Origin of the sequence: Campylobacter concisus (genome assembly GCF_003049085.1) — a bacterium.
Lineage (GTDB): Bacteria > Campylobacterota > Campylobacteria > Campylobacterales > Campylobacteraceae > Campylobacter_A > Campylobacter_A concisus_H.
Genome location: NZ_PIQX01000003.1, coordinates 12,244 through 34,812, shown reverse-complemented (window position 1 = coordinate 34,812; position 22,569 = coordinate 12,244). Strand labels below are relative to the sequence as shown.

18 protein-coding genes are annotated in these 22,569 nt (G+C 40.0%); 2 read left to right on the top strand and 16 right to left on the bottom strand.

Features of this window, described 5'->3' with window-relative positions:
• Positions 1-130 precede the first annotated feature (130 nt).
• Both waaF and CVT13_RS04070 read right to left on the bottom strand, forming a co-directional pair.
• Positions 131-1,075 carry a lipopolysaccharide heptosyltransferase II gene (waaF, locus tag CVT13_RS04075; RefSeq protein WP_107811712.1) on the bottom strand — a complete coding sequence of 315 codons (945 nt, stop codon included), beginning with the start codon at positions 1,073-1,075 and terminating at the stop codon, positions 131-133.
• Positions 1,072-2,115: a glycosyltransferase family 4 protein gene (locus tag CVT13_RS04070; RefSeq protein WP_107811711.1), complete on the bottom strand. Its 1,044-nt coding sequence runs from the start codon at positions 2,113-2,115 to the stop codon at positions 1,072-1,074. The genes waaF and CVT13_RS04070 overlap by 4 nt, the downstream gene beginning before the upstream one ends.
• 119 nt (positions 2,116-2,234) lie before the next feature.
• Here CVT13_RS04070 and polA point away from each other — a divergent pair, with 119 nt between their 5' ends.
• Positions 2,235-4,871 (top strand): DNA polymerase I, encoded by a 2,637-nt coding sequence (gene polA / locus CVT13_RS04065; protein WP_107811710.1) that lies wholly within the window; start codon positions 2,235-2,237, stop codon positions 4,869-4,871.
• Positions 4,872-4,946: 75 nt separating this feature from the next.
• On the opposite strand, the gene CVT13_RS04060 is transcribed toward polA, so the two are convergent.
• From CVT13_RS04060 to ileS, 14 genes are all read right to left on the bottom strand, one after another.
• The gene (locus CVT13_RS04060) at positions 4,947-5,345 is read right to left on the bottom strand and encodes a DUF2809 domain-containing protein (RefSeq protein WP_234411970.1); all 399 of its coding nucleotides are present in this window, start codon (positions 5,343-5,345) and stop codon (positions 4,947-4,949) included.
• Positions 5,346-5,725: 380 nt separating this feature from the next.
• Positions 5,726-6,814, bottom strand: a complete 1,089-nt coding sequence (dapE, locus tag CVT13_RS04055; RefSeq protein ID WP_107811709.1) for a succinyl-diaminopimelate desuccinylase — start codon at positions 6,812-6,814, stop codon at positions 5,726-5,728.
• Positions 6,815-6,822: 8 nt separating this feature from the next.
• Positions 6,823-8,736 (bottom strand): EAL domain-containing protein, encoded by a 1,914-nt coding sequence (locus CVT13_RS04050; RefSeq protein WP_107811708.1) that lies wholly within the window; start codon positions 8,734-8,736, stop codon positions 6,823-6,825.
• A gap of 75 nt (positions 8,737-8,811) precedes the next feature.
• Positions 8,812-11,016, bottom strand: coding sequence for an endonuclease MutS2 (locus CVT13_RS04045; protein WP_107811707.1), 2,205 nt, complete (start codon positions 11,014-11,016; stop codon positions 8,812-8,814).
• Entirely contained in the window at positions 11,013-11,357 is a 345-nt protein-coding gene (locus tag CVT13_RS04040) for a hypothetical protein (protein ID WP_107698161.1), read from the bottom strand. Before CVT13_RS04040 ends, CVT13_RS04045 begins: the two co-directional genes overlap by 4 nt.
• Positions 11,351-11,668 (bottom strand): hypothetical protein, encoded by a 318-nt coding sequence (locus CVT13_RS04035; RefSeq protein WP_107811706.1) that lies wholly within the window; start codon positions 11,666-11,668, stop codon positions 11,351-11,353. Before CVT13_RS04035 ends, CVT13_RS04040 begins: the two co-directional genes overlap by 7 nt.
• On the bottom strand, positions 11,668-12,975 hold the full coding sequence (gene murC, locus CVT13_RS04030; RefSeq protein WP_103616451.1) for a UDP-N-acetylmuramate--L-alanine ligase: 1,308 nt from the start codon (positions 12,973-12,975) through the stop codon (positions 11,668-11,670). The genes CVT13_RS04035 and murC overlap by 1 nt, the downstream gene beginning before the upstream one ends.
• 85 nt (positions 12,976-13,060) lie before the next feature.
• Positions 13,061-13,414 carry an MmcQ/YjbR family DNA-binding protein gene (locus tag CVT13_RS04025; RefSeq protein WP_107811705.1) on the bottom strand — a complete coding sequence of 118 codons (354 nt, stop codon included), beginning with the start codon at positions 13,412-13,414 and terminating at the stop codon, positions 13,061-13,063.
• Between the two features lie 119 nt (positions 13,415-13,533).
• On the bottom strand, positions 13,534-14,328 hold the full coding sequence (locus CVT13_RS04020) for a carbon-nitrogen hydrolase family protein (protein WP_107811851.1): 795 nt from the start codon (positions 14,326-14,328) through the stop codon (positions 13,534-13,536).
• Positions 14,321-14,512 (bottom strand): exodeoxyribonuclease VII small subunit, encoded by a 192-nt coding sequence (gene xseB / locus CVT13_RS04015; protein ID WP_004317712.1) that lies wholly within the window; start codon positions 14,510-14,512, stop codon positions 14,321-14,323. Before xseB ends, CVT13_RS04020 begins: the two co-directional genes overlap by 8 nt.
• A 3-nt stretch (positions 14,513-14,515) precedes the next feature.
• The gene (gene metX, locus CVT13_RS04010; RefSeq protein WP_107811704.1) at positions 14,516-15,622 is read right to left on the bottom strand and encodes a homoserine O-acetyltransferase MetX; all 1,107 of its coding nucleotides are present in this window, start codon (positions 15,620-15,622) and stop codon (positions 14,516-14,518) included.
• Positions 15,622-17,070, bottom strand: coding sequence for an IMP dehydrogenase (guaB, locus tag CVT13_RS04005; protein ID WP_107811703.1), 1,449 nt, complete (start codon positions 17,068-17,070; stop codon positions 15,622-15,624). Before guaB ends, metX begins: the two co-directional genes overlap by 1 nt.
• 4 nt (positions 17,071-17,074) lie before the next feature.
• A complete protein-coding gene (gene gatA / locus CVT13_RS04000) occupies positions 17,075-18,433 on the bottom strand; it encodes an Asp-tRNA(Asn)/Glu-tRNA(Gln) amidotransferase subunit GatA (protein WP_107811702.1) in 1,359 nt (452 codons plus the stop codon).
• A gap of 99 nt (positions 18,434-18,532) precedes the next feature.
• Complete coding sequence (gene ileS, locus CVT13_RS03995; RefSeq protein WP_107811701.1) at positions 18,533-21,289, bottom strand: isoleucine--tRNA ligase; 2,757 nt, start codon at positions 21,287-21,289, stop codon at positions 18,533-18,535.
• 95 nt (positions 21,290-21,384) lie between these two features.
• Between ileS and CVT13_RS03990 the strand changes: the two genes are divergently transcribed.
• Complete coding sequence (locus CVT13_RS03990; protein ID WP_107811700.1) at positions 21,385-22,482, top strand: CinA family protein; 1,098 nt, start codon at positions 21,385-21,387, stop codon at positions 22,480-22,482.
• Positions 22,483-22,569 lie beyond the last annotated feature (87 nt).

Genomic DNA, 22,569 nt, shown 5'->3' with positions numbered 1-22,569 from the left:
TACTTAGTAAAAATTTTTGCGTGATTATAGCTATATTGATAACCAATGTCAAATGTTTAGTAAAAATGTAATCAAATAAAAACTAAAAATTTTTAATTTTGTATGTATATATTTAATTATGTTTAGAATTTCAAAAATTTAATTTTTTTCTTAATAGCTCTATTTCAGCAATAACCATTTTTGGCGTAAGCTCCTTCATACAGGCATGTATTTTTATAGGACATACTCGCCTCATACATGGCATACACTCTAAATTTAAATGCACTATCTTTGCACTTTCGTCTTGCCATGGGTTAGTCTCTTTAAATTTAGTCGGTCCAAAAAGAGCCACAAGTGGCACTTTATAAGCAGCTGCGATATGCATAGGACCACTATCGTTTGTCAAAAAGATGCCATTTTTTATAGAACCTATAACCTCACAAAGCTCTTTTATGCTTGTTTTTCCGGCCAAATTTTCACATTTCATACCATTTTGTAAGAGCATTTGCTCGATTTCATTGCAAATTTCAAGCTCAGCTTTTGAGCCAGTGATCTTTACATCAAATTCATCTTTAAAGTGCAGTGCAACCTCTGCAAAATAGTGCGGATACCACCTTTTGGCACTTCCGTAGCTAGCACCTGGATTTAGCACGAGGAGCTTTTGCTCGCTTTTTTTAGCTTCATAGTAAATTTTTAGTTCGTTTGAAATTTCTTTTAAATTTAGGCTTTGCTTTATGAAATTTAGATATTTTTGCACCTGATGCAAGCTCTCGCTACTCTTTTTAAAGCAAAATTTTTGCGTTGCTTTTAGAAAAAATAGCAAAAATTTACTAGCAAATGAGCTTCTAAAACTAATAACGATATCAAATTTTCCAAGCTTGCTAGCCGTTTTTATAAGACTTAAATATCTTGAGTTTTGCTTTTTACTATCGTCAATGACTACTTTTTCGCACTTTGGATGTGATTTGTAAAGCTCACAAGCCACATAAGAGCCAAAAAATACAATATTTTTAGCATTTTTACTTAAATTTTCTATCGCTGCGCTCGCCATTACAGCATCTCCAAGCCAGGTTGGAAGCTCTATAAAAACTCTCACTTTTGCTCCAAATTTAGCACTTCGTTTATGATTTCAAGAGTTTTGCTTGCATTTTCTTCTATGCTAAATTTTTGCGAAAGTAAAAATGACTCCTCTTGCAGCTCTCTCATCATGTCATTGTCATTAAGCACCTGCTCCACTAGCTCCAGTATACTTTCATCATTTGGTTCACGCATAACAAAACGATTTTCTAAAATTTCAGCTGCCCCATTTTGAGCCGTTGTAAAGACAATATTTTTAAAGCTAAGTGCCTCTAGAACGACATTTGAAAATGGTTCATAGTGTGTTGGAAATATAAAAATATCGCTTGCTTCATAAAATTTTGCAGTCATTTTTTGCTCACCTGTAAAAAATGCATTTATTTTTAGCTTTTTTGCTAGCTTCTTATATGAATTTAAATTTTTATCTTTGCCTACTATTAGCGCATTTACTGGCGTTTTTAGCTTTGAGACAAGAAGCAAAAAGTCCTTTGCTCCTTTTCTTTTAAAGCCATTTCCGACAAAAAGCACAATTGGTAAATTATAATCAAGTCCAAATTCCTCGCATACGCTAAGTTTTGCTTCTCCTTTTTCTACCTTTTGTGGCAAATTTATACCGTTGTAAATGGTAACGATCTTTGACTCATCGACACCGTAAGCTGAAATAATTTGCTCTTTTATGTAGTTTGAATTTGCGATTATCTTTTTAGAATTTTTAAAGCAGCGTTTTTCTAGATATGGATAGACAAAATTTAGAGGATTAACCCACCAAAATGGCTTTGTGGCACGATAAATTTTATGCACGCCGTCCCCTGCTCTATAAATATCTGCGCAGCTCACTCGCTCCAAGCTAAAATATACCTCATCACTTTTTTTCTGGCGTTTTACCTGTGCGTTAAATCTCAAAGCCTTTTTCCATGATGAGATCCTAGCCTCTCCTAGATATGAGCGTATAGATGTGTCTATACCTACGTCTTTTAGGGCTTTGGTAAGCCTTCTTAAATAGCGTTCGGCACCACCGACTGCGTTTGGATTGATACGTAAAAAAACTATTTTTTTCATAACCTCAAAGCTTTTTGTTTTTGTGATTTTTTATTTGTAATGTCCGCCATAATATCAAAAATTTTTATAAATCAGCCTATTTTTTGCCTAAATTTCATAAAATTACGCAAAGGATAAAAATGAAAACACTTACGATTATTGACACTTTTGGTTTCTTTTTTAGGCTCTACTACGCCATGAGTGGACTTAAAAACCGTGAGGGCAAGCCAAGCGGTATGATTAGTGGCTTTGCAAATTTTATAGCAAGCCTCAAGGATGAATACCAAAGCGACTATCTCATCTTTGCTCTTGATAGCAAAGGTAAGACCTTACGTCACGAAATTTTAGGTGATTACAAAGCAAACAGAAACGAGCCGCCAGCTCAACTAAAAGAACAGCTTCCAGTTTGCATAGATATGATAGAAAAAATGGGACTTTACAGCCTTAGCCGTGAGGGCTACGAGGCCGATGATATCATCGCAAGTGCGGTTAAATTTTGTAAAGACAAAGATATATTTGTGCGAATAGTCACCCACGATAAAGACCTTTACCAACTCATAGAAGACGGCAAAGTGAGCATCTACAGCCCACAAAGCAAGATTGATCATGATAGCGCAAGCTGCTTTGAAAAGTATGGCGTCTATCCAGCTCAGGTAAGGGACTTTCTAGCGATCGCAGGCGATAGCTCGGACAACATCCCAGGCGTCAAAGGCATCGGTGCAGTGGGAGCTAAGAAGCTTTTGGCTGAGTATGGCAGTCTAGAGGGAATTTATGAAAATTTAGCCCTTCTTAGAAACGAGCGTACTAAAAATATGCTGGCAGCTGCAAAAGACGAAGCATTTTTGAGCAAAAAGCTGGCCACTTTATTTGATGACGCAGTTAGTTCATTTGATCTTGAACACTCTAAATTTCCAGAGCAAAATCCTCTGATAAATATCTCAGAAATTTTAAAAGAGTACGATCTAAATAGACTTCTTAAGAGCTTGCAAAAAGAGGAAAATGCTGAATTTAAGCTTGGCTTTAGAGCAAATTTACTCCTTGATGAGGCAAGCATCGAAAAACTACTTTCTAACATCACGCCAGAGACCATCGTCGCCTTCGACACCGAAACCACAGGCGTTGATAGCAGGAGTGCAAAGATCGTTGGCTTTAGCTTTTGCTTTAACGACGAGGACGCCTACTACGTGCCAGTGGCTCACAACTACCTTGGTGTGCCGCAGCAAGTCAGCCTAAAATTTGCCACTTGGGCGATAGAACAAATTTACAAAGGCTGCGTGATCGGACAAAATTTAAAATATGACTTTGAGATCGTGAAAAACAACCTAGGTCTAAATCCCCCAGCAAATTTTAAAGACACAATGATCCTTGCTTGGCTTAGCGATCCAAACTCAAGTGTCGGCATGGACGCGCTAGCAAAGAGGCTTTATGACTACGACACGATCAAATTTGAAGACGTGGTCAAAAAGGGGCAAACTTTTGGCGATGTGCCACTAGAAAATGCTGCTAAATACGCGAGCGAGGACGCTTGGATAACGCTTAAATTTTATAAAACTTTTTTAAACACGCTTGATAAAAATTTACTAGCCCTTGCCGATACGCACGAGTTTCCTTTTATCCTCACGCTCTTTGACATGGAGCAAAACGGCATCAAGATAAATGAAGCTAAGATGCAAAAGCTCATCCTTGAAAACGATACCAAACTAAAGGCGCTAACAAGTGAAATTTACGAGCTAAGCGGCGAAAATTTCAATATAAACTCCGTAAAACAGCTTGGCGTCATACTTTTTGAGCATCTAAAACTCCCAACCAAAAAAAAGACAAAAACAGGATATAGCACCGATGAGAGCGTGCTAGCTGAGCTTACGGACGCTCATCCAGTGATAGAGAAAATTTTAGCTTACAGGGAGCTATATAAACTGCAAAGCACCTACTGCGAGCCACTTTTAGCACTTGCGAAAAAGGATGAGGGCTCACGAATTTACACGAGCTTTTTGCAAACTGGCACGAGCACTGGCAGGCTTTCAAGTAAAAATCCAAATTTACAAAATATCCCAGCTCGCGGCAGCCTCGCAAAGGACGTCAGAGAGTGCTTTGAGGCGCGTGAGGGATATAGTTTTGTGGGGCTTGACTACAGCCAGATCGAGCTTAGGCTGCTAGCTCACTTTAGCCGTGATCCAGCACTACTTGAGGCGTTTAAAAATGACGAGGATATCCACGCAAGGACGGCTATTAGCATATTTGGTAGCAGTGACGGGCAAAATAGAGCCGTGGCAAAAAGTATAAATTTTGGCCTCATTTACGGCATGGGCTCAAGCAAGCTGGCAAATCAAGTAAATATCACAAGAGCCGAGGCAAAAGAGTATATAGAGCGCTATTTTAAGGCATTTGCGACGATCAAAGAGTTTTTAGAGAGCATAAAAATTTCAGCCAAAAACGACGGCTTTGTGCAGACACTACTTGGCAGAAGGCGTTATTTTGACTTTAAAAGTGCCACACCTATGCAAATAGCCATGTTTGAGCGTGAGGCGGTAAATACAGTTTTTCAAGGCTCTGCGGCAGATCTAGTCAAGATGGCGATGGTAAAAGTTAGAGCAAATTTAGATGAAAACGCGAGAATGTTGCTTCAGATCCACGACGAGCTGATCTTTGAAGTAAAAGACGAATTTGCACAGGAATTTGGTAGGGCGACACAAAAGACGATGGAGGAAATTTACACGCTAAATGTGCCACTTAAAACATCGCTAAATATCGCCAAAAATTGGGGCGAGCTGAAATAAACGGATAAATTTTGCTGGAGTTTTTAATATGATTAACTCCTACTTTACACTTAAAAATAAAGTTGTAATTTATCACTATATCTTTGGACTTTTATACTTTTGCAGAAAGCAAATGGTATCAGTCAAATAAGCCAGCAAGCAGCCCAACGCGTAACATACGATGTCGCTAACGTCAAATGTTCCGCCAAAGACTATGCGTATTATTAAATTATGAATATCTAAAATTTCAAGCATTTTAAAGTATTGTAAAATTTCTATAAATAGCGAGAAGATAAATATTTCAAATGCTAAAATTTTTGGTGTAGTTTTAAACACAGCTCGTCCAAATGCGTAAAGCATCACCGTAACTAGCACATCACCCAAATAATGGCGCACGAAGCCACCTTTGACAAAAACTGCGATAAAAATTTCGATTGCCAAAATCACGATTGCCACGAGCAAAAAGAACAATCTAGCTCGCAAGCTATGTCTCATTTTCTCGTATTGAAAAGATTTGTATATTTTTCGTTTTACTTGCATTTTTTTATTTATTTGAAATTTTACTTTTTTACAAATTAGAAATGATATCCATACCATCTTTAAAGCCAGGATTATACTGGATATATTTTTCGCCCACAAATGTATTTATAACTTCTACCTTATGCTCGTTAAAAAGAGTATTCCATTAGGTTTTACTTGCAATTGCCAAAACCCGACTATTTCATGAATTGTAACGGATAATAGCAATATTGCCAAATAAAGAAAATTTCTTAATCTTAAAATTCTTTGACAAAAAATATCAATCAAAATAGCTTTTGAAAATATTTTTTAGACAATTAATAAATTTTTGGTTTAAAAATAATGAAATTTATGGATTAAAATTTTTCTATCAAATCTTTAAAAATTTCATAAAGTTTATTTACCTCATCAACACTAACTCGCTCGTTTTTAGCATGTATGCGGTCGTTTATCACGCCAAATTCTATCGCATCTACGCCAAATTCAGAAAAGTGCCTTGCATCGCTCGTGCCGCCCTTTGTATTTAGAACCGGTGTAACGCCTGTGAACTTTGTGACAGAAGCCATTAAATTTTTTACTATTTTGCTATCTTTATTCGTTAAAAATCTCTTTGAGCTTTGTTTTATGCTAAGCTCGTAATCAAGCCCTTTTAAGACCTCTCTAAGATAGCTCTCAACATCATTTATGTCGGTTAAATTTGAGTTTCTCACATTAAACATTATGCTAAGCTCACTTGGAGTTACGTTGCAAACTTGCATGCCACCTCTGATATCAGTTACCACAATCTTGCTTGGGCCAAAAAATTCGCTCCCAGCGTCCATATCGTGATCAGCTATTTTACTTAAAAGTGGAGCTATTAAATTTACCGGGTTTACACACTTTTCAGGATATGCCACGTGCCCTTGAACACCCTTTATCACGATCTTGCCATTTATTGAGCCACGTCTGCCAACTTTTATGATATCACCAAATTTTTTATCGCAAGTTGGCTCAGCCACTACGCAAAATTTTGGCAAATCATTTATTTCGCGTAAATATTCAAGTGCTAAAGGCGTGCCATATGTGCCATCGCCCTCTTCATCGCTTGTTAAGATGAGGCTTAGTTTGCCATCAAATTTTGCGTCTTTAGCAGCGCAAACAAAAGCAGCCACGCCACTTTTCATATCCTGTGCGCCTCTTGCGTAGATGTAGCCATCTTTTTCATATGGTGTAAATGGCTCGCTATCCCAGCCCTCACCTGGAGGCACGACGTCAACATGCCCAGCAAAAGCTAGATGCTCGCCGTCTCCATAAGTTTTAGAAAGTATGAGATTTTTTGTACCATTTTTTTCTATAAATTTTGCCTCAAAATCAGGCAAAAATTTAGCGATAAGCTCTAAGCTTCCAGCATCATTAGGTGTGATAGAGCGAAAGCTTAAAAGCTCTTTTAAAAAGCTAATTACCACTAAGCACCTTATGAGCCGGCACGCTCTGGTGCACCAAAATAAAAGCCCTGGAACTCATCTACACCGATCTCTTTACAGATTTCAAATATCTCTTTTGAATGCACATATTCAGCAATAGTTTTTATACCAAGGTCTTTTGCAAATGCTACGATCGCACTTGCGATAGAGTGTGAATCTTTATTTATGTCTATATCTTTTATAATAGAGCCATCGATCTTCACGTAGTCAGGCTTGATCTTTATGATGTAAGAAAAATTTGAATATCCTGAGCCAAAATCATCAATAGCGATCTTTGCACCCATGCTTTTTACACGCTCGATAAAATTTGAAACTCTCTCTAAATTTTTAAGCTCTTCATCTTCAACGATCTCAAATACTACTCTGCCGGCAACATTGTGCTTGTTTAATAAATTTAAAACAAGTGAGCTAACATCACCATCGATCATATCTCTACTGCTTAAATTTATAGAAAGTACTAAATTCTTATCCTCTACAAGCTGCTTAAAACACTTTTTAATGAGTTGTTTCTCAAGATCAGCATAACGCTTAATGCGCTTTGAGATATCTAAAAAGACATTTGGTGATATAATGTCGCCTCTATCTAAAAGTCTTATCAAGCATTCGTATTTTACAGGTACCTTTTGGTCATTAACTATCGGCTGAAAATAAGGAACAATATTGTTGTTTATAGTGGCGTATTGTATCAGTTTGGAGCGTTCTATTTGAGTTGCGTATTCCTCTTTTTGATTTAGCCCTTTGAAATAGCAAACATAGTCTTTATCTTGCTCTTTTGCTGTTTTTAACGCTATTGTTGCTTTTCTTAGTGTTTGGTCACTATCAAGAGCAAAGCCTATCGTGCTATGTATCTCGATACCTTCTATCTCTCTACCATCTTCATCGACTATACTTAGCATACGACCTTTAAAAATTTCTATCAAATCTTCAACCATATCTTCATATCTATCGATAAAGCTATCGCTATCTTCTACCAGAGCAAACCTATCTGCTTCTATGCAGTAAGCTTTCATATTCTCATCTTTGGCAAATTCACTGATCAAATCAGCCATCTTTACCAAAATCTGATCACATGCAAATTTACCGTAAAAGTCATTCATCTTACCAAAATCGTCAATATCTATAAGCACTACTTTAGGATTTTCATAGCTATTAATATCACGCACCAATGCTGTTTTATTTAAAAGTCCAGTCATTGGATCGATATAAAGCTTTTCTCCAAGCTCTTCTATCTGTTTTTTAGTATCTGTTTTTAATGCATTATAGTTATTTTTTTCTTTTATATATTTAACCGCGTACCATATACAAGTAGATAAAGCAACTATTGCACCAACGAGGCTTAAGATGAATGTTAAAGCCATATTGTTTAAAAGCCACTCAAAAAAGTACTCATCATGCGTACCGGTAATACGTTGATCGACCTTTCCTTTAAAGCCTAATATATATTCTCCAACCGGTACAAACATACAAACTTGAGCAGCGTTTTCTGGCAAAATTTTTGCCCAAAAATAATCTTTTTGGAAATTATGAGCAAAGATATTTCCACAGCTTTTGTCGTTAAACTCTTGATTTATTATTCTTTTATCTGAAGACGCTACGACCTTGTATCCATTTTTATTATCATCCTTTAATAAAAGAACATCACCCATAGCGCTATCGTTAATGTAAGATTGGAAATTTGCGACATCATATTTGCTGACATTTTTGAAATAATCAACATATTGATATGTCAAATAATCAACTTTCTTTCGAAGATTAAAACCATTTTCAGCAGAAGCATTATTAAATTTAAAATAAAAAACTGCCAGGTTTTCGACTAAAAAAATACTTCCCAAAACAAACACTAAACCTATAATAGTTTTAGTGATGTTTAGATTTTTACCCGTTTGCTCGTCCTTGTTACTCAAAAGTTACTTCCCTTATTTTGTGTACTTGCCCTGATTATATCAACCTTAAAATAAATTTTAACTTTTGGGAAAAAGTTAAAGCCTGACTATTTTAGCTCCATATCCGCCTTGATTTGCCGGTGCGTCAAAAAATTCTTTCACGCTTGGATGCTCTTTTAAGAAATTTTTAACTGCAAAGGCAAGCTTACCAGTGCCGATACCGTGAAATACGCTAACCTCATCAAATCCCATAACAAGACTATCTGAGATAAATTTATCAAGCTTTGCTATCGCCTCGTCAGCTCTCATGCCGTGCAGATCAAGCGAGAGCGAAGCCGTTTTTGGCTTATCTACGTTTAAACTTACGCCGCCTTTTTTAGGCAAGACCACTTCGTTACCATTTTTTCTTAAAAGCTCTAGTGGCACGCGTAAATTTATACCATTTGACTCGATCATCGCATCGTTTTTAGAGATGCTTAAAACCGTGCCTTTGATATTTTCATACTTCACTCTATCGCCTACTTTTAGGCTCTCGCGTTCAGTTTTTTTAGGCTTAACGATGGCGGCTTTTTTCTCATTTGCCACGTTTAGCGCCCTTTGCTTGTCTTTAATGTCCTTGAAATTTATAACAGCTTTTGCCGCATTTATCGCTTCATAATACTCTTTTTCAAGCTTTGAAATAGTCGCATTTAACTTGATCTCATTTTTCTCTTTTAGCTCTTTTTGCTCCTCAAGCAAGCGCTCCAGTCGCTCCTCTTTTGCCGTGACCTCTTTTATGCCCTCGTCAAGCTTGGTTTGTAAATTTAGCGTCTTTGTGATGATCTCGTTTAAATTCTCTTTATCTTCGCCGTAAATTTTCTTTGCCTGAGCCACTAAATTTTGAGATATGCCGTATCTTGCCGCCGTTTCAAAGGCATAAGACTTGCCGATCGTGCCCTTTAAAAACTCAAATTTAGGCCTTTGAGCCGCCTCGTCGTAAAGTGCCGCCACTAGCTCAACCTCTGGGTTTTTAGCTAATAGCATCGCAAGGCGCTTGTGGTGGGTCGTGATGATCATTTTGATATCTTGAGTGATGAGGCGCTCTATCATGACGCCATACAAGCTCGCAGCCTCCTCAAAGTCGGTGCCAAGCTCGATCTCGTCGATGCCTATGATGATAGATTTTTTAGTAAAAAGCCTTGCAAAATGCACCATCCTGCCAGCAAAGGTCGAGATGTCGTTTTTCACGCTTTGCGGATCTTCTATGATCGCGTCAAATTCTTTAAAAGAGCCGATACTTGAGCGGTTTGCGTCGATACGCATAGGCAGCAGATACTTTGCAAGAAGCGTGGCTGAGATGATCGATTTTAAGAGCATCGACTTACCACCAGCATTTACGCCGGTTATTAAAAGCACTTTTTTACTAAAATCCACACTCACGCTCTTTGGGTTTTTTAGCGCTGGATGGGCAAACTTTTCAAGCTTTATGACATGCGAGCTATTTGGCAAAACAAACTCATAGTCACGTGATCTAGCCAAATTTACACGAGCCTGATATGCGTCAAACTGATCAAAAGCGTTATTTATAAATTTCAAAAAAAGCAGGCTCTTGCTCATCTGCAAGCTAAATTTCTTGCAGTGCTCAAAAATGATCTCCTCTTTTCTATCAAGCAGCTCGCTTTGCTCCTTTTTTAGGCGCTCAGTGCTTGCAGGTGCGACGTAGAAGTAGCCGCCTGAGCTTCTAGCGATCACGGTGCCTTTTAGGGCGTGATTAAAACCGCCACGCACTAAAAGTGCCTCTTGCGAGTTGATGTAGTGCGTCTGGGTATCGACTAGATAGGGCGTGATGTGTTTTGAGTAGATGAGCTTTTTAAGCTCAGCGTCGATCTGGCGCTTTTTCTCGCTAAATGCCTGCTTTATCGCAGCAAATCTCTCATCAACGCTGTCGCTAAACTCGCCATTTTCATCAAAGCTGTTTGCCATATGGCTCATCGCTTCAGGGATTTCAACTTTAGCGATCCACTCGCCAAGCCTACCTTCAAATTTTTGCTTTTTTAGATATGAAAAATACTTAATGATCTTTGCAAACTCGTAAATTTCGCTGATGTGAAGCACTGCTTGCTTGCTAAGTCTCATAAGCGCGTCATCAAGCTCTTTTATCTCGTCAGGTGCCTTGAAATCATACTTTGAAAGCTCGCTAATGTTTTCAAAGTGGATTTTGCTGTCGCCTTGTAAAAATAGCGGTTTTTGCCTTGCTAAAAAGGAGTTAAATTTATCCAGATACTCGCCAAGATCTAGCTTTAAAAATATCTCTTCAGTCATTGCTCACAACTTTTTATAGGCACGATGACGCCTGAGAGATCGCTAAATTCTCTTTTAGCTAAAAATGAAGCCGTGCCAAATTCATAGTTAAATTTCTCAGCGCTAACGTTGTATTCGCCACATTTTAGCACTTTGCCCTGTTTAAAATCGCTAACTAGCTTTGAGATGGCGTCCTCATTTTTTGATAAATTTTGCTCGTAAAAATAGACGCAAACAAGGATCGCTACAAGCACCGCGCTAACAAGCGCTTTTACGCCTTTGCTGATCTTTTCATCTTTTATCGCCCAGATCGCTCCAAAAAGCAGCATCACGCCGGCGATTATTATCAAATTTCTTACCATTTCACGCCTTTATACTTTGCGATGAGCTCTTTGTAAAGCTCAGCATGAGGCTCGATCTTTTCTAAAATTTCAGCCCTAACCTCGCTGATATCTTGCTTTTCAACCAGCAAGCAAACAGCCATATACGGGGCATTTGGTAGCATCTCTTTTATCTGAGTGCTACTTAGCTTTTGCTCCCTTGCAAGCGCGATCAAGATATCTTTTTTACCTAAATTTATAAGGCTTGAAATTTCTTCTTCACTAAGCTCTTTTTCTTTTATCTCTTTTAAAATTTCATTTTCATCTTGAAGCTTGAAAGTGCTTAGATCCATTAATATCCGCCCCTTAGCTGCACGCTGATATCGCCCGCTCCAAAGCCAACTACGATGCCATCACTTAGGCGGTTTTTCACGCCAAATTCATCTGTAAATTCTATGCCCTCTTCAACCCTCTCGACCTTGTCTGTAAAGATCGGGTTATACTCGCTAAACTCACTCTTCATATCAACTTCAATCGGATTTTCTCCAGCTGCATAAACTGGCAAAATGACAAGCTCATCAACGCCTTTAAAGCACTCTTTAAAGCCAGGTAAATTTGTGCTAAGTCTTGTGTAGCGGTGTGGCTGAAATATCGCTGTGACGCTCTTAATACCTAAAATTTTGGCGTATTCAAAGACTGATTTTAGCGTTGCTTTTATCTCGGTTGGATGGTGCGCGTAGTCGTCGATTAGGACGAAATTTTTGTTTGCACTAAGTATGTCAAAACGCTTTTTGATACCTTTAAAATTTAATAAATTTTCTCTTATGTCTTTAAGCGGTGTCTCATGCATCGCAGCAAGGATGGCTAAAGATGCGTCTATGGCGATGTGCTCACCCATGCCAAAGGCTTCAAATTTGCCTAAATTTTTAAGATTAAAGCTGGTGTATGGCTGATAGTCTCTTACAACCATTGTAAGCTCCGTGATGTCGGTGCTTGGGTAAAGCCTGATCGCATCAAGCTTAAGCGTGCTTAAAAACTCATCCTCAGCATTTATCACCCTAACTTTCGCACGCTCCAAAAAACCCTTGTAGGCTGCGTAAAATTTAGCTAGATCATAATCGTAGTGCTCCATGTGCTCTGGCTCTGCGTTTGTGACGATGGCTAGATATGGGTTTGAGTTTAGAAAGCTCGAATCGCTCTCATCAGCCTCAAATACGACGTTATCGCTTTTGGCGTAGCGCATATTTGAACCAAACTGCTTTGATATGGCGCCAATGATCACTGAGCCCTCGATTAGGCTTGCTAGCATCGCTGAAGTCGTGCTCTTACCGTGCGCGCCAGCTACTGCAAAGACGCACTTATCCTCAAGCACATAAGGCAAAATTTCTTTTCTAGAAAAGCACTTTATGCCCTTTCTCCTGGCCTCCACTAGCTCGATGTTATCCTCTTTTATCGCGGCCGAGTAGACCACAAAGTCTTGGTCTTTTATCGCCTCTTTGCAGTGCGGCGTGATGACTTCGATGCCTTCATCTTTTAGCTCTAGCGTCGTCTTACTCTCTTTGATGTCGCTGCCGCTTATCTTGTGGCCTTTTTCGTGTAAAAATCTAGCGATGGCTGAGATGCCGATACCACCGATGCCTATGAAATGGACTTTTTTGATTTCGTTGTTTAGCTCTTGCAAATTTTATCCTTAAGTTTTTCGTGATTTTAACAAAAACTACTAAATTTAAGGCTGAAAATGGCTTTTATTTGCTTAAGCTAAAGCTCTCGTCTATCAGGTCAAAAACTGTTTTTTGTGAGATTTTGGAGTTTAAATTTACACTGATCCAGTGCTTTTTATTCATATGATATGCCTTAAAAATTTGCTGCTCATCAACTAGCACCATCGCTAGATCTGGACTGCATTTTAGATTTAAAACTTCTATCATTTCATCACTTTCAAGCCCAAGCTTGCTAGCGCTTAACTGCATAATCAGCGCAAACCACTTCTCATTTTTCTTGTGACGAAAGGCACTAAATTTTGGATATTTTGGGAAAATTTGCTCACCTAAAACGTCAAATTTCTCTTTTATATATCCCTCAACGTCACTTCGTTTCAAATTTCACTCCAAAATTCCTTTAAAGAGCGATCATTATCATAGTTGTGATGACACATTACTCAACTCACAATCGTGATAACTTTTGCTAAATTTGCTCTTTTCTACCTAGGCACAGCACTTCATCTTTTAAATTTCGCCTCTATCTGCATAAAGCCCCAAGTGCTTCTAGCCTCGCTAAGCTCCTTTTTGCTAAGCTCATCTATCATCATCTCTTCATTTTTACCAAGCCTATTTTTAACTTCACCAAATGGATTAATAAGCATCGAATCGCCGTAAAAACTCCACTGCACATCATCGCTCTTGTGGCTTCCTACGCGGTTTACGCGGAGAACATAGACGTTGTTTGTAAAGGCTCTAACCTTTAAAAGCTCCTCCCAGCGCGCCTGAGAAAAAAATGTACAAGCCGTTGGCACGAGCACGATATCGACCTTTTTGGCGCTCATATAGGCCCAGCACACATCAAAGTGCGCCTCATAGCCAAACATGACGCCAACCTTAAATTTATCGTAGGTAAAAATAGGCAAATTTAGCTCATCGCTTGTGTTATTAAAGAATTTCGCCTCATTCCAGTGAGCGTAAGGCATGAGAATTTGCTGATCATATAGCTTTACTTGTGTTGGGGTAAATTTAGCTAGACTTTTAAAAATTTCCTTGCCTTTTAGATTTACAATGGGTGCAACGATATTTAGATCATACTTTTTTGCCATTGCAAAAAGAGCCTCTTTTTTGCGCTCGCTTTGCTCTTTTATAAGGCTTTTTGGCATGCTAATGAGCTCTTTAAAAAAGCTATTTAGCACATATTCACCAAGCACAACCAGCCTTGCGTTTTCATCCGCACAAATTTTTAGGTAATAATCAAGCCTAGCCTCGCTTAAGGGCTGCGTTGGTAGCTGAAGAGCACAAATTCTACTCATCATCCACCTGCTTTATGCTAAGTTTTGCATTTTCTAAAATTTCTCTTGCTTCATTTAAGAGCTTTTTACCCTGCTCGTGCAGCTTTATGCTATTTTCTAGGCTCACATCATCTTTGTTTAGATCGTTTAAAATTTTATCTGCTAGGGCTAATTTTTCTTCAAAGCTTTGCTCTTTTTGCTCCATTTTCTATCCTTTTAATATATTTTTTATATATCCATCAAATTTTTCTATTTCGACCAAAAATGCGTCGTGGCCGTAGTTGCTATCTATCTCTACGAAATTTGTATTCTCTCCTCGCCCCATCTCGCAAAGTGTGTCATAAATTTCTCTCATACAGCATGGCGGAAAGAGTAGATCGCCTTTGAAAGCGATTAGATGTAAGTTTGCTTTTATCGGCGCAAGGGCGTCTTTTAGATTGTCATAGTGCCTTGTACAGTCAAAGATATTCATCATTTTTACGATATATAGGTAGCTTAGCGGATCAAACCTCTTTGGAAAGTTGTAGCCGTTGTACTCCATGTAGCGATCCACCTGAAAGCGCCCATAAAGCTCATAAAGGCCGTCTGTCTCAACATAGTTTCGCCCGAATTTCTCATCCATGCTATCAGGGCTTAAAAAGCTGATATGACCTGCCATCCTGCCGTAAGCCATGCCTTTTAGACCATTTTTTCTTATAAATTCTGCGTCGTATTCGCCGTTTTTGAAATTTTCATCGTTTAAAATGGCTTCGATGGCGATTTTATTAAACGCTATCGCCCATGGCTTAGTCTGGTAGGTGCTTGCTAGCATTATGATATCCTGCGCAAATTCTGGAAACTCGATAGCGTAGCAAAGTGCTTGCATACCGCCAAGACTACCGCCTATCACGGTTCTTGCTCTTGTGATACCTAGCTCGCTAAATAGCCTCATTTGCGCTTTTACCACGTCGCTTATGGCAAGAACTGGGAAATTTAGCCTATACTCTTTGCCGCTACTTCTATCCACACTTAGTGGCGAAGTCGAGCCAAAGCACGAGCCTAAGATATTTACGCAAATAACGTAAAATTTATCGGTATCGACCGCCTTTTTGCTGCCTATTAGCCCGTCCCACCAGCCAGCTTTCTCATCGCCTGCGTAGGTGCCAGCAGCGTGGTGTGAGCCAGTTAGAGCGTGACAGATTACGATAACGTTGCTTTTATCAGCATTTAGCGTGCCGTAAGTCTCGTAAATAAGCTTGAAATTTGATAGCATACGGCCACTCTCAAGATAGAGTGGCTCGTTAAATTTAATAGTTCTAGTTTGCAGGTCTAACACTAATTAACTTTGTAGTTTGGTGCCTCGTGAGTGATAACTACGTCGTGGACGTGGCTCTCTTTTAGTCCAGCGCTTGTTATCTCGACAAATTCAGCTCTTTCTTGAAGAGTTGGGATATCTTTTGCGCCGACATAACCCATAGCGCTTCTTAGGCCGCCTATTAGCTGATGTATCACATCTTTTATGCTGCCAGCAAATGGCACACGGCCTTCGATGCCTTCAGGCACAAGCTTGTCTTGAGCGGTGCCCTCTTGGAAGTAGCGGTCAGAACTACCCTTTGTCATAGCACCGATCGATCCCATGCCGCGATATACTTTATACTGACGACCTTGGAATGTTATAAGCTCGCCTGGGCTCTCCTCGCAACCTGCAAGCAAGCTACCAGCCATAACGCAAGCTGCACCTGCAGCAAGAGCTTTTGCCACGTCGCCTGAGTATTTTAAACCACCATCTGCGATAACTGGGATACCGTATTTCGCTGCTTCGCTTGCGCAGTCATCGATAGCTGAAATTTGAGGCACGCCAACGCCAGCAACGATCCTTGTGGTACAAATAGATCCTGGTCCGATGCCTACTTTTATGCCGTCAGCTCCTGCTTCTGCTAGGTCTTTTACAGCTGCTGGGTTTGCGATATTGCCAGCTACGACATCGACTTTGAAATTTGCTTTTACCTCTTTTAAAGTGTCGATGATGCCCTTTGAGTGGCCGTGAGCTGAGTCGATGACGATGACATCTACGCCAGCATCAACTAGTGCCTTGGCACGCTCTATCTGACCCACGCCAATAGCCGCAGCCACGCGAAGTCTGCCGTAGCTGTCTTTGTTTGCATTTGGATACTCTTTACGTTTTTTTAGATCTTTTATGGTGATAAGTCCGTCAAGCTTACCGTCTTTATCGACGATAGGTAGCTTCTCAACTCTATTTTGAGAGAAAATTTTCTCCGCATCATCAAGCGTGCAGCCCTTTGGTGCAGTGATAAGTGGTGCTTTTGTCATACGGTCTTTTACCAAAGTGCTCATATTTGTCTCAAATCTCAAATCACGATTTGTTAAAATTCCTATTAGTTTGCGGTCTTTGTCGATGACTGGAACGCCTGAAATATGAAGATCTGACATAAGGCTTAGAGCTTCAGCCACGGTCGCTTCTGGATTTATAAAGATAGGATCGATGATGACGCCACTTTCGCTTTTTTTGACGCGTTTGACCTCTTTTGCTTGGCTTTCGATATCCATATTTTTGTGGATAACGCCGATACCGCCGAGCCTCGCCATCATGATAGCAGTTCTATGCTCAGTCACCGTATCCATCGCAGCAGAGACGATCGGGATATTTAACGTGACATTTTTGCTGATCCTGGTTTTTACATCAACTTGCTTTGGCAAAATTTCAGAGTATTGCGGCACAAGAAGCACATCCTCAAATGTTAAAGCTCTCTTTACTATCTTCATATTCTTATCCTTTTATTAAATTTTCTAGGCTCTTAGCACCATTTATCAAGGTCTGTTCATCCCACGCTTTTGCGATGAGCTGGGCGCTCACGTTTAAATTTTGATCATCTTTGCCAACTGGCACAGAGATAGCTGGTAGGCCTGCTAAATTTACGCTTATCGTGTAGATATCGCTTAGATAGGCTTGAAGCGGATCGCTGTGTGCTCCAAATTTATAAGCTGTGCTTGGAGCAACTGGCATGAATATGAGATCATTTTCTTCTAAAATTTTCTCGTACTGAGCTTTTATATGCGCTCTTGCTTTTTGCGCTTTGATGTAGTAAGCGTCGTAATATCCGCTACTTAGTACAAATGTACCAAGTAAAATTCTTCTTTTTACCTCTTCGCCAAAGCCTTCAGATCGCGAATTTACATATAGCTCTTTTAAATTTTTAGCATCCGCGCGTCTGCCGTATCTTACACCATCGTAGCGGCTTAAATTTGCGCTTGCCTCTGCGGTTGCGATGATGTAGTAGGCAGCGACGTCATATTTTGAGTCTTCAAAATTTGTGTAAGTTACGCTGTGTCCGTGTGATTTTAGCTTTTCTATAGCTAAATTTAAAGCAGCTTTTGTCTGCTCGCTTGCGTTTTCTACGTAGTTTTTGATGACACAAATTTTTAGCTTTTTGTTGCCATCTATCTTATCGCTAACGCTCACAAACGGCACATCTGCACTCGTGCTATCTTTTGTGTCATGTCCAGCGATCGCGTCATATAAAATAGCTGCATCTTCTACGTTTTGAGCGATAGGACCTATTTGATCAAGGCTGCTTGAGTATGCGCCAAGGCCATATCTGCTCACTCTGCCATAAGTTGGCTTAAGCCCCACACATCCGCAAAATGCCGCTGGCTGGCGGATCGAGCCACCAGTGTCGCTACCAAGTGCGGCCACTGCAAGGCCAGCTGCGACTGCTGCTGCCGAGCCACCGCTACTGCCACCTGGGACGTGAGCGTGATTTAGTGGGTTTAGTGTTTTGCCGTAAAATGAGCTCTCAGTTGTGCTTCCCATCGCAAATTCGTCCATATTTGTGCGGCCAAATGGAGCTAAATTTTTGCCAAGTAGCTTTTCGATAACAGTTGCGTTATAAGGTGCTACGTAACCTTGTAAAATTTTAGAAGCACACGTGATGTTCCAGCCTTTTACTTGGATGTTGTCTTTTATAGCGATAGGCACGCCCTCGCCTAGTTTTGCGATCTCTAAATTTGCTAGCTGCTCGACATAAGCGCCAAGCTCTTTTTCTTTTATGATCTTCGCCTCAAGCTCGGCTCTTAAATTTTTTATCTCTTCAGCTGAAAATTTCAAAGCTTCTTTTAAAGTTACCACTATTTTTATCCTTTAAATTTATTAACCAAAAATATGCCAAACAAGCTAACAACGACCACTGCAGCGATCGTTGCGACTATGATAGTTGCGCTTACTGGCTCACTTAGCACTTATGACCTCTTCACATCTTGGGCATAGCGCATCTTCTTTGCTAGCGTTAAATTTCCAGCATCTTGGGCATTTGTGAAGGTTGCTTGCTATGATCTTAAATTTATCACCCTCAAGCTCAAACTCGGCTAGTGGCTCGCTATCATCATAAGCTCTAACTGAGCTTACCATGTAAAGATCGGCCACTTCGCGCTCGTCGTAGCTTGTGATGTTGTGGTTTGTAGTCTCCAAGCTTAGCTCTAGAGTTGATTTTATCTTTTTGTCCTTTTTAAGAACATCCACGATCTCATTAAATTTCTCCCTGCTGGCAAAAAGCAGCTCATCTTCAAAGCTAAGATCAAATTTGATAGGCTCATAGACTAGATCAAACGCGTCTTTTGCATCGCCTTTGATGATCTTTGGAGCGTAGTCCATCACCTCATCAACGGTGTAAGTAAGCGTTGGAGCGATGAGTGGCAAAAGTGCCTTTGTTATGATCGCCATTGCGCTTTGAGCTGATCTTCTTCTTGATGCGTCTTTTGCGTCGCAGTAGAGCCTATCTTTGCAAACGTCAAGATATACGCCGCTAAGATCGGCTGATAGGAAATTTAAAAGGATGTTAAAACCCTTTGAAAAGTCGTAGTTTCTAAAACAAGCGCTCGCCTCATCAAAGACCTTTTTAGCACGTGCTAATATCCATTTATCAAGGATGTTAAACTCTGTATTTAAGCTCTCAAGATCATTTACGTTTGCTAGTAAAAAGCGTATGGTGTTGCGGATTTTGCGGTATTGTTCGCTTATTTGTTTTAATATATCTTCACTTATCTTTAAATCGCTTGAATAATCACTCATACCAACCCAAAGGCGCAAAATTTCTACGCCATGAGTCTTGGCCACGTCTTGTGGAGCGATGACGTTACCCTTGCTCTTACTCATCTTCTCGCCCTTAGCATCGACTGTAAAGCCGTGAGTTAGGATGCTCTCGTAAGGTGCGTGAGAATTTATAGCTGTGCTTACTAGAAGCGAGCTTTGAAACCAGCCGCGGTGCTGATCTGAGCCCTCTAGATACATGCTTGCAGGGTATTTGCCAGCGTCATAGTTGTCGCTTTGCAAGACCGCATGCCACGTCGAGCCGCTATCAAACCAAACATCAAGGATGTCCATCACTTTTTCTAAATTTTCAGCCTTGTATTTTGAGCCTTTTGGTAAAAGCTCGTCTATACTTAGCGCCCACCACGCATCAGCGCCTTTTTCTTTAAAAATGCCTGCGATGTGGTCTAAAATTTCACTATCAAATATAACTTCTTTTGTCGCTTTATCTCTAAAAAACGCGATCGGAACGCCCCAGTCACGCTGACGAGAGATACACCAGTCTGGGCGATTTTCTATCATTGAGCCTATTCTTTTTATGCCAACGCTTGGGTAAAATTTAACCCTTTCAAGCTCTTTTAGCGCTGTTTGTCTAAGCGTTTTGCCACCTAGTTTAGCCTCGTCCATAGCGATAAACCACTGCTTTGTGGCTCTATAAATAACAGGCTTATGCGTTCTCCAGCAAAATGGATAAGAGTGTCTAAATTTAGAGACGCTAAGCAAATTTTTGCCAAGTAGCTCTAAAATTTTCTCATTTGCTTTAAAGATGTGCATACCGACAAACTCGTCTACCACGTCACTTCTAAATAGTCCGTGATGTTTTAGGCTCTCATCATAGCAGCCACTATCATCAACTGGCATCAAAATTTCACTAAAGCCATATTTCAAACAGACGTAGTAGTCGTCCTCGCCGTGTCCTGGAGCTGTATGAACAAGTCCAGTACCCCCATCCATCATGACGTGATCGCCTAGTAAAAATTTAGACTTTCTGCCGTTTAGTGGATTTATCGCGTGAGTGTTTTCAAGCAGGCTTGATTTAAACTCTTTTTTGACCTCGCCTTTGCTTAGGCCGCTTTGCACAACGCTTTCAAGTAGTGGCTTTGCAAATATCAAATTTTCAGCCGTTAGCACATAAATTTCATCTGGTTTTAGGCTTATGGCTTGATTTGCTGGGAGTGTCCAAGGCGTGGTAGTCCAGATGACAGCGCTTGCCTCTTTTACGCCAAGCTTTTCTAGCGCGTCGCCATCAAGCTCAAATGCTACGTAAATAGAGTAGTCTTCTTTCTCCTCGTACTCGACCTCAGCTTCAGCTAACGCCGATCTAGCTGCCCAGCTCCAATAAACTGGTTTGCTTCTTTCTACCAAAAGCCCCTTTTTAGCGATCTCGCAAAGTGCTTTGTAGATGTCAGCCTCAAATTCAAATTTCATCGTCATGTATGGATTTTCAAAGTCGCCGATGATGCCAAGGCCTTTAAATTCATTTCGCTGAATGTCTATAAATTCTCTCGCGTGCTGTCTGCAAAGCTCCCTGATCTCGACCTTGCTAAGCTCTTTTTTCTTATCGCCAAGCTTTACTTCAACTTGTTGCTCGATAGGTAAACCGTGGCAGTCCCAGCCTGGCACATAGCGGACGTTTTCGCCGTAAAAATAGTGCGTTTTTGTGATGATATCTTTTAAAATTTTATTTAACGCGTGGCCGATGTGAAGGTGGCCGTTTGCATACGGAGGGCCGTCGTGGATGTTGAAGCTTTTAACCGCATTTTGGCGATTTTTCTTCATTTTTTCGTAAACCTTGCGGTCTTCGTACCATGATTTTAGTCTTTGTGGTTCATTTTGTGGGAGATTTCCGCGCATCGGGAAATTTGTCTCTGGGAGTAAAAGTGTCTCTTTGTAGTCCATTTTTTACCTTGATTTTAAAATTTGCTAATTTTACACCTGTGCTGGTTAAATCACACTGAAAAATAGTATAATGGGGCAAAAAAAGGAGCTTAAAAATGAGACAAAGTATCTTGATAATAGGCGAAGATCTTGAGATAAATAGAGAATTTCTAAACTACATTTTTCAAAGCTACGAGGATCATTTTGGCGAGCTTGGAGTGGTCAGTTTTGCTCCAAAAAATAGCAAAGAGCTACCTTTTATCATCGAAAATTTATCAAAAGATTACGACTTTGTAAGCATTTTTGGCTCGGATGAAAATTTTGCCATCGCTGCAAAGATCATAGCGACGCTAACTGGGGGCTCGCTTGAGCTAAAAGATAGCACGACACTTGCACTTAAAGATAGCTTAGACTACACAAAAAATAGCTTTTTAGTCAAACTAAATAACGCTCAAATAAATCTCATAAAAGCTAATCCAAATGAAGAACTCGGCGAGTTTTTAATTGATTTCAAGACTGATTTTAGCTACTTTCACCTCATAGACATAGACGCTGATAGCGCTAAAATTCTCATGCTACCACTTGCTAAAACTTACGAGGTTGATATCACTCTTGCTCAGATCCTACCAAATTTAATACTCATTAAAGCAAAAAGCAATAAATTTGGCCAGATCGAGAGCTTTTTGCAAGGGGTAAAAACACTATTTTCACAAAAATTTATCCCACAAAAAGATGTGATTGCCTTCGTGGCAAACAAACTTATGCAAAAGGGGCTTAAAATTTCATTTGCCGAGTCTTGCACGGCTGGACTTGCGGCGGCTAAATTTGCAAGATATGGCGGCATCTCAGCTAGCTTTGATGGCTCCTTAGTAACTTATGCAAATCACATAAAGCACGAGTGGCTGGGCGTCGAGGATGAAATTTTAGAAACTTATGGAGCCGTGAGTGAGCCTTGCGTAAAAGCGATGGTAAAAGGCACGCTAAGTACGACAAATACGGACTTTGCACTTGCTATTAGCGGTATAGCAGGACCTGGTGGGGGCACAGCTAGTAAGCCAGTTGGCACGGTATATGTCGCAGCTGGCGATAGAAACGGCAACATCGAGGTTGAGAGGTTACTTTTAAAAGGAGATCGCAACTACATTAGAGAACAAAGCGTGCTAAGCGCCTATCTTTGCCTGCTTCGTCTAAAAAGCGAGATATTTTTCGCGTAAAATTTCGCTTTTACTAAAAATTTATAAAAGTCTTACGCTAAATTTAATGAGCCAAAATAAAATTCGGCAGCGATTTTCTAACAGAAG